The sequence below is a fragment of the Micromonospora sp. LOL_021 genome, assembly GCF_048060215.1.
Classification (GTDB): domain Bacteria; phylum Actinomycetota; class Actinomycetes; order Mycobacteriales; family Micromonosporaceae; genus Micromonospora_E.
On record NZ_JBHMIN010000007.1, the window covers coordinates 39,527 to 51,974 of the forward strand.

General features: G+C 70.8%; 11 protein-coding genes. 3 read left to right on the forward strand and 8 right to left on the reverse strand.

Translation table 11 applies throughout. The annotated features are described in order from the left end of the window. Window positions 1-9: 9 nt before the first annotated feature. The 6 genes from ACFHWT_RS07405 to ACFHWT_RS07430 all read right to left on the reverse strand — a co-directional run bounded on the left by ACFHWT_RS07405 (window position 10) and on the right by ACFHWT_RS07430 (window position 7,265). Complete coding sequence (locus ACFHWT_RS07405; RefSeq protein WP_416593829.1) at window positions 10-645, reverse strand: GTP-binding protein; 636 nt, start codon at window positions 643-645, stop codon at window positions 10-12. Further along, a complete protein-coding gene (locus ACFHWT_RS07410) occupies window positions 623-1,138 on the reverse strand; it encodes a DUF742 domain-containing protein (protein ID WP_416593830.1) in 516 nt (171 codons plus the stop codon). The genes ACFHWT_RS07405 and ACFHWT_RS07410 overlap by 23 nt, the downstream gene beginning before the upstream one ends. Continuing rightward, window positions 1,135-1,617, reverse strand: a complete 483-nt coding sequence (locus tag ACFHWT_RS07415) for a roadblock/LC7 domain-containing protein (RefSeq protein ID WP_282234176.1) — start codon at window positions 1,615-1,617, stop codon at window positions 1,135-1,137. The genes ACFHWT_RS07410 and ACFHWT_RS07415 overlap by 4 nt, the downstream gene beginning before the upstream one ends. Continuing rightward, the gene (locus ACFHWT_RS07420) at window positions 1,614-4,199 is read right to left on the reverse strand and encodes a nitrate- and nitrite sensing domain-containing protein (protein ID WP_416593831.1); all 2,586 of its coding nucleotides are present in this window, start codon (window positions 4,197-4,199) and stop codon (window positions 1,614-1,616) included. Before ACFHWT_RS07420 ends, ACFHWT_RS07415 begins: the two co-directional genes overlap by 4 nt. A gap of 34 nt (window positions 4,200-4,233) precedes the next feature. Further along, a complete protein-coding gene (locus tag ACFHWT_RS07425; protein WP_416593832.1) occupies window positions 4,234-5,412 on the reverse strand; it encodes a hypothetical protein in 1,179 nt (392 codons plus the stop codon). 446 nt (window positions 5,413-5,858) lie between these two features. Continuing rightward, entirely contained in the window at window positions 5,859-7,265 is a 1,407-nt protein-coding gene (locus ACFHWT_RS07430) for an MGH1-like glycoside hydrolase domain-containing protein (protein WP_416593833.1), read from the reverse strand. Window positions 7,266-7,514: 249 nt separating this feature from the next. Here ACFHWT_RS07430 and ACFHWT_RS07435 point away from each other — a divergent pair, with 249 nt between their 5' ends. Continuing rightward, complete coding sequence (locus ACFHWT_RS07435) at window positions 7,515-8,249, forward strand: aldo/keto reductase (protein WP_416593924.1); 735 nt, start codon at window positions 7,515-7,517, stop codon at window positions 8,247-8,249. A 79-nt stretch (window positions 8,250-8,328) separates the two neighbouring features. Here ACFHWT_RS07435 and ACFHWT_RS07440 read toward each other — a convergent pair whose 3' ends face one another. Then, complete coding sequence (locus ACFHWT_RS07440; RefSeq protein ID WP_416593834.1) at window positions 8,329-9,453, reverse strand: GH12 family glycosyl hydrolase domain-containing protein; 1,125 nt, start codon at window positions 9,451-9,453, stop codon at window positions 8,329-8,331. 93 nt (window positions 9,454-9,546) lie between these two features. Then, window positions 9,547-10,320 (reverse strand): IclR family transcriptional regulator, encoded by a 774-nt coding sequence (locus tag ACFHWT_RS07445; RefSeq protein ID WP_416593835.1) that lies wholly within the window; start codon window positions 10,318-10,320, stop codon window positions 9,547-9,549. A gap of 64 nt (window positions 10,321-10,384) precedes the next feature. On the opposite strand from ACFHWT_RS07445, the gene eda reads away from it, so the two are divergent. Next, entirely contained in the window at window positions 10,385-11,083 is a 699-nt protein-coding gene (gene eda / locus ACFHWT_RS07450; RefSeq protein ID WP_416593836.1) for a bifunctional 4-hydroxy-2-oxoglutarate aldolase/2-dehydro-3-deoxy-phosphogluconate aldolase, read from the forward strand. A gap of 91 nt (window positions 11,084-11,174) precedes the next feature. Next, window positions 11,175-12,302, forward strand: coding sequence for a sugar kinase (locus ACFHWT_RS07455; protein WP_416593837.1), 1,128 nt, complete (start codon window positions 11,175-11,177; stop codon window positions 12,300-12,302). The last annotated feature ends 146 nt before the right edge of the window (window positions 12,303-12,448 follow it).

The window sequence follows — 12,448 nt, forward strand, 5'->3', positions numbered from 1 at the left end:
GCTACCGCCTCAGGATGGCTGACTCCGTACCGCTCGGTCCAGCGCCCGGTCCAGGACCACCAGCAGGGCGTCTCGGACCGACAGCCGGTCGCGGGCGTCGTACGCGACGACCGGAACGGCCGGGCCGGTCGCCAACGCCCACCTGACCTCGTCAATGCTATGACCAAGGCGGCCGTGGAAGGTATTTACTCCCACCACGAACGGCAGTCCGGCCCGCTCGAAGTAGTCAACGGCGGGGTAGCAGTCGTCCAGGCGTGAGCTGTCCACCACGACCAGTGCGCCCAACGCCCCCCGGGCCAGGTCGTCCCACATGAACCCGAAGCGGGTCTGACCCGGGGTGCCGAACAGGTACAGCTTCAGACTCCGGTCGATCGTGACACAGCCGAAGTCCATCGCGACGGTCGTGGTGGTCTTGCCGGACTCCGGGCCGGGGTCATCGACCCCGACGGAGACGGTGGTCATCTCCGCCTCAGTGGTGAGCGGGGCGATCTCGGAGATGGCCCCGACGGTGGTGGTCTTGCCGACCCCGAAGCCACCCGCCACGACGATCTTGACCGGGATCGGAGCGGTCCGGGGTGCAGCCCGGTGCCGGGCTGTCGGGGGCGGTCCGGCGGTCGGACGGTCAGGAGATGGCACGTAGTCCACGGATCACTCGCAGGATGGTGTCGGCATCGGCAGGGGCGTCGACGTCGGGTACGTGGACGTCGAGATGGGCGGAGGCGCGGAGGTCGCCGACGAGTACCCGGGTCACCCCCAGGTGCAGCCCCAGCCGGGCGGACAGTTCCGCGACGGAGATCGGGTCGGCGGCGAGCGCGATGATCGCCCGCAGTTCAGGGGCCAGGCTGGCTCCCGAGGGGCCGGGGTCGAACAGGTCCGGTACCCGGGCGGTCACCTGCGTCTCGAGGTTGATGTCCGGGTCCGCCCCGGTAACCCGACCGGCGGTCAGCACGAACGGCCGCAGCGTCGTCGGCGCGGCGTCGCCGTCCGACCGGTCCGGCCCGCCGCCGTCGGACCCGCCGACGCCGGGCGAACCCCCACCCGCCGCCGGGGTGTCACCCGACGGCGGGGTACGCAGGTAGGGGCGGATCCGCGGCTGCGGATCGACCGGCTCGTCCGCCCCGTACGGCGGTCGGGTCACGACTGGACGGAGTTCTTCAACTCGGCGATCAGCCGGGGAGTGAGCGGGCCGCCGGCGCGCCCGGCGAACAGGGTCATCTCGTAGGCGACGGTGCCAAGGCTGGCCGAGCGGTCGGCGATCACCCCCAGCACCGATCCGGAGCTGATCGAGCTGACCAGCAGGTAGCCGTCGGCCATGTCGACCACCACCCGGTTCAGCGTGCCGAGTGAGTACCAGTTCGCCGCGCCACCGGCCAGGCTGGTCATGCCGGACACCACCGCCGCCAGCCGCTCGGCGTTGGCCCGGTCCTGAATCCCGGACATGGCCATCAGCAGTCCGTCAGAGGAGACCGCGATGGCTTCGCGGACACCGGCTGTGCTGGAGGTGAACGAGTCCAGCAACCAGTTGAAGGTCTGCGCTTCGGCGCTCAGCGAGCCATTGCCGTTGCCGGCCGGGGTCGTCGGGCGTTCCGCAGTGTCCGGCGTGTAGGGACTGTTCATCCGTCGGTTCCTTTGCTGCCGTGCTGAAAGGTGGTGGTGATCTCGGTGAGCGCGCGCTGAACGCCCGTTTCAAACTCGTCCAGGGACTCCTTGGCCCGCTGCGGGTCCGGTGGCCAGGACTGGCTGTTGCCGGCGGATGTGCTAACCGGGGGCGGGTCGGGCAGGCTCGCCCCGGGCACCCGCTGAGTGAGGCGGTCCGACCTGACGACCGCCGGGTCCTGCGCCACCGCTTGCTGTGCCCGCCGTACCCCGGCCTCGAATTCCTCCAGCAGCGCTCGTGCGGCGATCGGGTCGGCGGGTGTGTCGCTGAGCGCCGCCGGTCCGCCGCCGACCGGATGCTGGGCGCCGGGAACGCGCTGCCGCAGCGGTCCACGTCCCACCGGCTCGGCGGCGGGCGCCGCCGCCGGCTGCTCCGGTGCCCCGGCCGGTTCGACCGTCGTGCCGAACGCGTTCCACGGGGTTCCGGTGCCGAGTGACCGGGTGGCCCGCTGCACCGCTGACGAGTCGAAGCCGGCGCCGGAGCCGTCCGGTGCGCCGGTGCGGACGCTGGCCCGCGCGACGGTCCGTTCCGGTCGGCGCTCACTGGCGGTTGCCGGCGTCGCGGCCGCTGGACTGTCCCCGGGCGGTCCGCCCGGTGCGGTGCCGATCAACACCGCCTCGGCCGGGACCGTACCGGGTATCGGCGCGACGGTGGGCGCGACCGCTGGCGACTGGCTGGTGGAACCGGTGGCCATGGCCGGTCCAGGGGCGCCGGTGGCCGGCACGATCAGATCGGACCCCAAGTCGACCGTGACCGTGACCCCACCGCCCGGCGTGGCGGTCAGTTCGATCTCCATCGCATGCCGGCGGGCGAGTCGGCCGACCACGAACAGGCCGAGGACCTCGGTCGGTACCAGGTCGAGCCGTTCCCGTCGGGTCAGTCGGGCATTCTCCTCGGCCAGTCGTGCCGGAGACAGCCCGAGCCCACGGTCGATGACGCTGACCCGCAGGCCGTCATCGAGCGGTCCGGCGGTCACGGTCACCCGGGTGTGCGGTGGCGAGAAGACGGTACCGTTCTCCATCAGCTCGGCCAGCAGCAGCACCATGTCGGCGATGACCGACGGCTGAAGGGCGTACCCGGCCGGTGCCTGTACGTCGACCCGGGTGTAGTCCTCGATCTCGCCGAGAGCGAGTCGGATGACGTCGGAGATCGGCAGTGGGGCCATGTGCTCCTCGGTGCCGGTCGCGCCGGAGAGCACCACCAGGCTGCCAGCGTTGCGCCGCAGCCGGCTGGAGACGTGGTCGAGCCGGTACAGATGCTGCAGCCGGCGCGGGTCGGTCTCCTCCCGCTCCAGCCGGTCGATGATCGACAACTGGCGGCCCACCAGGTTCTGGGTCCGCCGTCCGACGTGGCCGAACATCTGCGCCACGTTGCGTCGGCTCGACACCTGTCGTTCGACGAGCCGGGCGGCGGTCTGCTGCACCCGTTCGAAGGCGCGGGCCAGGTCGCCGATCTCGTCGGTGGCGGAAACCTCGACCGGGTCGAGGCGCACCGGGTCGGGGCGTTCCGACTCGTCATCGGCCACCCGGACCAGCTCCGCCTCGGCGATCCGGGCGACACGGTCGGCCGAGGAGGTAAGCCTGGCCAGCGGCTGGGCGACCGACCGGGCCACGTACAGACTCAACGCGACGACCGCCAGCAGGACCAGCAGCGCACCGGCCACCACGCCGTACGCGATGAAGAGGATCTGTTCCTGCCGCCGGGTCACGTCGACCGTGACGTCGATAACGATTTTGCGTTCGACGAACCGGCCGAGGGCGATCAGCGACTCCAGGGCCGGGAACAGCGTGGTTACGGACAGGCCGGCCAACGCCTGGGTCGGGTCGACTGGAAAGCCGTCCTGCGCGCCGGCCTGGGAGGTGGCGGTGAACCCGCTGCCGAGCCGCTGATCGAGTGCCTCCTCGACCAGGCTGTAGAGGGCCACCTGGTCGGCGGTGGCGAATCGGCTGAACCGAGCGGCGTTCTCCTGTGCGGCGACCAGGCTCATCGCGTACCGGCTGGCGGACTGCGGATCGCGGGATCCGACCACCAGCAGCATGTGAGTCGCTCCGGCGCTGATCGCGGCATCCAGCCGCAGCGCGGCGTCCAACGCTACGATCTGGCGTCCCTCCGGGGTGGCGACGTCGGCCGAGTCAACCAGCTTCAACCCGTCGATCAACCGCTCGATGAGATCGCCGTACGCGGCCATCACCTGGTCGCTGGTTGCCGTGCGGTCGCGTACTGCGGACCGGACCTCGGCGAGGTCGTCGACAGTGTCGACCGCTGCGGTCAGTTCGGTGCCGAGGTGGCCCCCCAGCTCCGCCCGGATGTCGGCCACCCGGTCGGTGACGGTTGCCTCCTGCAACACCAGTCGGGACCGATCCACGCTGTCCAGCAGGTAGCCGATCGCCAGCAGACGTTCCTGCTGCAGATCCTGGGCGAGCGAGCCGATCTGGCCACCGGTCTGCACGGTACGGACCGTGTCGGCGGCTCGGCCGGCCAGCGCGGCGCGGTCGATCACGATCGGCACCGTCAGGGCAGCGACCGCGATCAGCGGGATCATGACCAGCAGGGCCAGTTTTCCCCGGATCCGGAGCCTATCGAGCAGCAACGGTCGGCCCCCATCGTCCGGTGCCCGGGTCGGCGGTGTCGGCGGGCGCGCCGCCGTGCGCAGTCGGGTCGAGTTCCGGCCAGCGAGCCGGCTGGTCCGCCGCGTCCGGCCGGGGCTCGGCCGGTCCCGGCGGGTGGCCGGTCCCGGCGTGGCCGGCCGCACCGGTGCCGGGCTGGCCGGCGGTCGACGCGGGCTGGCCGAGGTAGGCGATGACCATCGGGGCTACGGCCAGGGCGAAGGCCACCACCAGGGCGCCGACCGAGACCCACTGGCCGCGTTGCAGGGTGCTGATCCGGTCGGTGATCAGATTGTCCAGCTCGGCCAGCATGGTGCCGGTGAGTTCGGCCGCGGCAACCTGGGCATCGCCGCGGAGCTCGATGAGCGGTTGCAGGTCGGGCAGCGCTGCCCCGCCGCCCGGTGCGGCGGACCCGTCCCCCGAGACGACATCTGCGGGTTTCAGCGCGGCAGCGGCGGCGGCAATGGTGTCCATGCTGCGCCGGAACCGGTCGACCTGGGTGAGCAGGTTGCTGCTCATCGTCCGGCTGTCGGTGCTCTCCACCGCGGCCTGGACATTGTCGGCCAGGTCGCCGGCGGGAGAGAGCACGTCGCCGGCCGCGCTGATCAGCTCGACCAACGCCAGTGGTTGGTCCTGCGCCGGCCGGGTCGGCAGCAGCACGGCGAGATCCGCGAAGCGTCCGGTGGCGACGATCGCCTCCGGCAACTCCTCGGCCGCACCGTCCTGCAGGTGGTAGGCGTCGCCTTCCGGGTCGCGCGTCAGGTTCGAGCTCTCCCGGATCCGGTCGTACTGGGCCAGCAGCAGGTCGGTGGCCTGGCGGTACGCGTCGAAGGCTTCGGCCGGCCGGCTGAACTGCCGGTCCGACAGGGATTCCACGGCGGAGCGCAGCGTCGCCCACCGTTGCTGGGCCCGTAGTGACGCGCCGATCCGCTGGTCGACCTCGGTGACCGCGTCGAGGGCCCGAAGCAGCGCCTCGTCGTTGACCGGCTGGCCGGCGACGGCCGCCGACTGTGCGTCGACCAGGGCCACGGTCAACTCGTTCAGCGCGCCGAGATACGCCACGCCCTCGCGTTCGCGTTCGGCGAAGGCGATGTCCGCCGAGGTGCCGCGCCACAGCTGCGTGAACAGCACGCAGACGGGTACGAGCATCAATACGGTGATGGCTGATCGGAGCAGTGCCCCGTCGAGCCGTCGCTTCCGGCGTACGGCGTCCTGTGCGGGTCGCCGTACGGCTTTGTGTGCAGGTTGCATCGCCCACCCCCCTGGCGGTAGCAGCGAATTACAGCGGACAGCGTCGAGTGCGCAGGATCGCGTCGTTCGTGCGGCCCGCCGGCAGGGAAGATAGATGCCCTGCCGGCGGGCCGGAACCATCCGTGAGGCCGTCAGTCGCGCACCGTACGGCCGACTCGACCGCAATGTGCGAAGACAGCTACGAGCAGTGAGAATTTCGTCGTTCAGCAACCGTTTTCTGTCTGGTTTGGGGCTTATGGCAGAATCATCGGTATCTGCGGGTGGTCAGCCGAATGGGTATTGGTATCGGGCAGACTGTCGGATCGGCGCTGGTCGACACGGCTTACCCTACTACCGGGTAAGGGCTAATCGACCGGACCGCTGGCCGGCGGAACCGTCCCTTCGCCAAGCAGATCGAGCACCAGCGCCGCAGTCCAGCTGAAAGCCGCTGAGCCGACCCCGGCGCCGGTCTCCGGGTGGAAATACTCGTAGTAGCCGGACCGGCGGACCAGTTCCAGCATCGCGTCACGCAGCGTCTCGGCCTGATCCAGATGGCCATGCTCCCGAAGTCCCCGGCGGAGCAGCCAGTTGATGTTGATCCACACCGGTCCGCGCCAGTAGCGCACCGGGTCGAAGTCGGCGGCGGAGCGGTCGTAGCTGGCCACTGGCATCGACGCAGACAGCCCGAACCGGTGCGACTCGGCCGTCGCCACCAACGCTGCGACTCGATCTGGCGGTAGGCCGGGCAGGATCAGCGGGACCAGTCCGCTCACGCAGCGTGCCGGACTGAGCCGTCCGGTCCGGACATCCCGGGCGTGGTACATGCCGGTCTGCGGGTTCCACAGTTGGTCGTCTACCGCCCGGGTGATCCGCGCGGCTCGGTCCAGGTGGACCGCCGGGTCGGCGCCGATCACGGCGGCGATCCGGGCGAGCGCGTGTTCGGCGGCGGCCAGCAACGCGTTGAAGGTCGGACACTCGACCACGAAATCGTGGCGCGCGGCGAGCTCGTCGTCCCGGTAGCCGCCGTCGCGGTACGCCAGCGCCAGCGCGACGAACCGGGCGTAGTCCTCGTCGGTCGGCCGGTGGGCCGCCGCGGCCACCCGGTTGTCGTGCCGCTGCCGCCCGACGAGCACGCCGAGGTCGGCCGGTACGGCGGCCAGCGCCGCATCCCAGGCCGGGCTGTTGTCCAGGCCGGACTCCCAGGGGTGCACGATGCTGGCCAACCCGTCCCCGGTGGCGTCGCGACAGTTCGACAGATAGTCCTGGGCGGCGACCAGCCGTGGGTAGAACCAGCGAAGCTCAGTTTCCGCCTGTGGTCCCGGTGCCCGTTGGTAGATCTCCCAGACCGCGAGGGCGTGGGCGGGTGGCTGGACGATGCCGGTGCCGTCCGGGTGCCCGGGCCGGCGCAGCGGCACCTGCCAGAATCCCGGTCCGGGGAAGTAGTCGCGTTCGGCGACGTCGGGGTCGAAGACGATGTGCGGGACCCGTCCGTCCGGCCACTGCGCCAGGAACAGGCTGCGCAGATCGTGCCAGGCCCGGTCGGGGTCGATCCGGGCCAGGCCGATCGCGATGAACGCCGCGTCCCAGCTCCACTGGTGCGGGTAGAGGGTGCGCGACGGCACGGTGTGGTTGCGCGACCAGTTGGCATCGAGTACGGCTCGGGCCATGTGCCACAGGTCGGCGGGCGTGCGTTCGGTGAGTTGTCCGGCCGACGGCCGGTCCGCGACCGGGATCCTTGCCATGGCCGCGTGGGCGGTGCTGATACTGCTCATTCTTCCGTCCTGGTCAATCTCCGGCCGGGCCGTCGGCCCAGGCGGGAACCACCACCAGCGGTGGGGTGGTAACGACGAATGTACGCGCGGTGAACAGCATGTGCCCTTGTCGTAGACGGCGGTAGGGTCTGTCGGCTACCGGACGATGAGTCATCCGGACAAGGAATACGGGCAGGTCGAAGGGGGTAGGCGGGGAGGATGGCAACGCATGGTGAGCAAGCCGTGGCAACTCTGCCGTCCGGGTCCGGGATGCCGCTGCTGGGGTTCGGCACCTGGCAGGCGTCGGGCGACGCCGGGTACCGGGCGGTCCGAGCGGCGTTGGACGCTGGCTACCGGCACGTCGACACCGCCACGATGTACGGCAACGAGGCCGAGGTCGGCCGGGCGATCAAGGACAGCGGAATCGCCCGGGACGAGATCTTCGTCACCACCAAGCTGCCGCCTGAGCGGGTCGGGCGGGAGGCGGAGACACTGGCCGCGAGCCTGGCCGCGCTGGGCACCGAGTACGTCGACCTGTGGCTGGTCCACTGGCCACCGGGCGGTGGTGCGGGCGTGCCGACCTGGCGCGAGTTCGTCGCCCACCGGGACACCGGTGCGGTTCGGGCGATCGGTGTCTCCAACTACGGCCTCGACCAGATCGACGAACTGATCGAGCGGACCGGGGTGGTGCCGGCGGTCAATCAGGTGCCGTGGGCGCCGGCGATGCACGATCCGCGTACGGTGGCCGAGCACCGTGATCGCGGGGTGGTGCTGGAGGGATACAGCCCGTTCAAGAACACCGACCTCGACGACCCGGTGCTGGTGCGGGTCGCCGCCGCCCACCGGGTGAGCCCCGCCCAGGTGGTGCTGCGCTGGCACATCCAGCACGGCATCGTGGTGATTCCCAAGTCGGTTACCCCGGAACGGATCCGCAGCAACGCCGACGTCTTCGGCTTCACCCTCTCCGCCGAGGAGATGGCCGCAGTCGACGCCCTGCGCGACTGAGGCCAAAGGGCCCTGAGTGCTGCGGACCCGACCCCGGTGGAGGTTCACCCCCACCGTGGCCGGCCCCGGTGTCCGTGGATCAGCCGGTGGTGCAGGTGGTGCCGTTGAGGGTGAAGCTGCTCGGCGAGGAGTAGCTACCGCTGTAGCTGGCCTGGTAACCGAACGAGGCGGTCGCCCCGGGGGCCAGCGTGCCGTTCCAGCCAACATTGCGGGCGGTCACCGAAGATCCGCTCTGCGTGACGGTGGCGTTCCACGAGTTGCCGACCGTCTGCCCGGCCGGCAGCTGGTAGGCCAACGTCCAGCCGTTGATGGTGCCGCCACCGGTGTTGGTGACGCGTACGTCGGCGGTATAGCCGGTGTTCCAGGTGTTCGCCGTGTAGCTGACCCGGCACCCGCCACCACCAGGCGGCTGACTGGTCGGGGGCGCGGTGGTCGGCGGCGCGCCGCCGGTGGAGACCGAGCCGGAGAAGGAGTTCACTCCGAGGCCGACGCCGCCGTTCCACGGCTCGAAGCCGGCCTGGACGCTGGTCAGATACCAGGAGTTGGTGATCTGTCCCCGGGCCCGGACGTCGGCGATGAAGTCGAGCACGTTGAAGCTCCAACTGGTGATCGACGACGGGGCCAGGTAGGACACCACATTGTTGGACCCGTTGCTGCCGGTCCAGACCTGCCAGCTGCGGCCGGCGACGGTGGCGTTGCCGACCGGTGAGCCGATCGGCTGGATGGAGCCCTGCCGGTGGAACCAGATCATGATCTCCATCTGGCTGACACCGTTGGTGCGCGGGGTCGGGTCGAGCCAGATGTCGTACGAGGCGTTGTACGTCCCGTTGCCGACGTACTGGTAGTTGATGCTGGTCGGTGCGCTGCTGATCCGGCTCACCTGGACCGGCAGGTTGGTGCCGGGGGAGCAGTTGGTGTAGTGGCAGCCGTAGAAGATCGACGGGTACGACACCGGTGCGCCGTTGGTCGGCGAGCTGCCCTGCTGCGAGGTCACCGAGAAGCCGTTGTCGGTCACGTTGATGCACTGTTCGGCGGTGGTGCCCCAGCGGTTGTTCTGCACCACGTAGCGACCCTGAATGGTGGTGCTGCCGTACTGCTCACAGATCAGTGTGTCGGCCTGGGCCGGTGTGGCGGCGACCACGGTGACGAGGCCGCCGGTGAGCAGCAGGATGGCTGCGGCGGCGGCGCGGATCGGACGTCTCATTGGTTCTCCTTAGACCGTGGAGACGGTGGGTAGGAACCAACGTCGCGGGAGCGCTCCCATCACGGTAGATCATATCGACGGGCGTGAAAAGAGTCAGTGGGAGATCAGCCTGCGGGCGGCGGCCACCTGGTCGGCGGCGGCCCGCAGTGCCTCGACCATCCGAGCCTCGGCGGCGGCGTCGATCCGGGTCGCCGGAACGGACAGGCTGATCGCGTCGGCGGCCGGCCGGCGCAGTGGCATCGCCATCGCCAGGCAGACGATCCCCTCGGTGTTCTCCTCCCGGTCGACGGCCCAGCCCTGGGCGCGGACCTCGCCCAGCGCGGCGCGCAGGGCGGCCGGGTCGGTGATGGTGTGCCGGGTCATCCGGCGCAACGGCCAGCTCAGCAACTGGTCGACGGTGTCGTCCGGATGTTCGGCGAGCAGCGCCTTGCCCAGCGCGGTGGCGTGCGCCGGCAGGTGTCGGCCGATCGCGCTGTACAGCCGCAGCGGGTGCACCGACTCGCGCTTGGCCAGGTAGACCACGTGCGGGCCGTCCAGTCGGCCGAGATGGACGGTCTCACCGAACTGCCCGGCCAGCGCGTCGAGCACGCCGTCGAGCAGGCTGACGGCGTTGTCGGCGGCCAGGTACGCCGCGCCCACCTGCAGCGCCCGTACGCCCAGGCCGAACCGGGTGCCGGTGGGATCGGTCTCGACCCAGCCGCGATGCATCATCGTGCGCAGGATTCCGTGCAGGCTGCTTTTCGGGATCTGCAGGACCCGCGCCAGTTCGCCGAGGGACCGGCGGTCGGTGGTGGCGGCCAGTGCCTCCAGTACCTCCAACGTCCGGCCGGCGGACTTCACCGGCTGGAAACCCTCCTGAGCCGCCATGGCGGTCACTCTAGCCAGCCCGGTGCTTGTTGACAGCGATGCGCCACCGGGTATGGTCACATACGTGACTGGTGTTCATGATGCTGAACGTGGGTCGGCTGGCCGCGAGGTTGACCGGGGCGCGCACGACGGCGGCGACGTCGTCTCGGTGATCGGTGCGGGGCGGATCCTTCCGGTGGTCGTCCTGGCCGATCCGGCCGGTGCCGCGCCACTGGCCGAGGCGCTGCTCGTCGGCGGGCTGCGTACCGCCGAAGTGACCTTCCGCACCCCAGCGGCGGCGGACGCCATCGCGGCGATGGCCGGGCACCCCGGCATGCTGGTCGGCGCCGGCACCGTGCTCACCGTCGAACAGGTCGACCGGGCGGTCGAAGCCGGCGCCCGGTTCGTGGTCAGCCCTGGCTTCGGACCCGCCGTCGTCCGCCGCTGCCAGGAGCTCGACCTGCCGGTCTTCCCCGGGGTGTCCAGCGCCACCGAGATCCAGATGGCCCTCGACGCCGGGCTGGACACGGTCAAGTTCTTCCCGGCCGAACAGCTCGGCGGCGTGGGCATGGTGTCCGCGCTCGCCGCGCCGTTCCGGTCGGTGCGGTTCATCCCGACCGGCGGGGTGAGCCCCGCCAACGTCGCGGACTACCTGGCCCACCCGGCGGTCCTCGCCGTCGGCGGCACCTGGATGGTCGCCCCCCGCCTGCTCGACGTCGGCGACTGGGCCGAGGTGACCCGGCTGACCGCGGCCGCGGTCGCCGCTGCCCGCGCCGCCGACTGACCGGTCCGACCCGACGTGGAAACCGACCTTGACAAGGACCGGTTCGACCGCGATCAGGACCGGTCCGACCGTTTGACTGAGGAGTCGTGAGATGGCCGAACAGCACCCCGACGACCGCGCCCCGCTGCATCCCCGGCCGGCCGCCGACTGCCGCTACGATCTGGTCTCGCTCGGCGAGGTCATGTTGCGGCTGGACCCGGGGGAGGGACGGGTGCGCACCGCCCGCAGCTTCCGGGCGTGGGAGGGCGGCGGCGAATACAACGTCGCGCGGGGGCTGCGCCGCTGCTTCGGCCTGCGTAGCGCGGTCGTCACCGCGTTCGCCGACAACGAGGTCGGTCGCCTGCTGGAGGATCTGGTGCTGCAGGGCGGCGTCGACACCGCGTACGTGCGTTGGCTGCCGTACGACGGGATCGGCCGCAGCGTCCGCAACGGGCTCAACTTCACCGAGCGCGGCTTCGGGGTGCGCGGCGCGATCGGCACCTCCGACCGGGCAAACAGCGCGGCCAGCCAGCTGCGGCCCGAGGACGTCGACTGGGACCACCTGTTCGGCACGCTCGGCGTGCGTTGGCTGCACACCGGCGGCATCTACGCGGCCCTGTCGAAGACCACGCCGGACACGATCGAGGCGGCGATGGCGGCGGCCCGCCGGCACGGCACGATCATCTCCTACGACCTGAACTACCGGCCCAGCCTGTGGCAGGCGGTCGGTGGACAGTCCCGGGCGCAGGAGGTCAACCGGCGGCTGGCCGGCTACGTCGACGTCATGATCGGCAACGAGGAGGACTTCACCGCGAGTCTCGGGTTCGCCGTGCCGGACACCGACGAGAGCCTCACCGAACTGGAGGTCGCCAACTTCCAGCGGATGATCACTGAGGTGACCGGGGCGTACCCGAACTTCAAGGTGGTGGCGACGACGCTGCGTACGGTGCGGTCCGCGACGGTGAACGACTGGGGTGCGGTCGCCTGGTCGGCACCGACCGGGTTCGTGTCCGCCACCCACCGGCCGGGCCTGGAGATCCTGGACCGGGTCGGCGGTGGTGACAGCTTCGCGTCCGGCCTGGTCTACGGCCTGTTGGAGCTGGGCGACCTGGCGGTCGCGGTGGAGTACGGTGCCGCGCATGGAGCGCTGGCGATGACCACCCCCGGGGACACCTCGACGGCCAGCCTCAAGGAGGTGGCCGCGCTCGCTGGCGGCGGTGGGGCGAGGGTGCAGCGCTGAGGGTCCCGCCGGCACCGGTGAGCCGTTAAGATTTCCACCGGTGGATGTTGCCCGGTGCCGTGGCTGGTGGCATTCGCGCGGAGCGAACAGGGCGGGATGGGCCTACCGCGGGCAGCGTTGCCGGCAGTAGTCTCTTGGCTTCAATG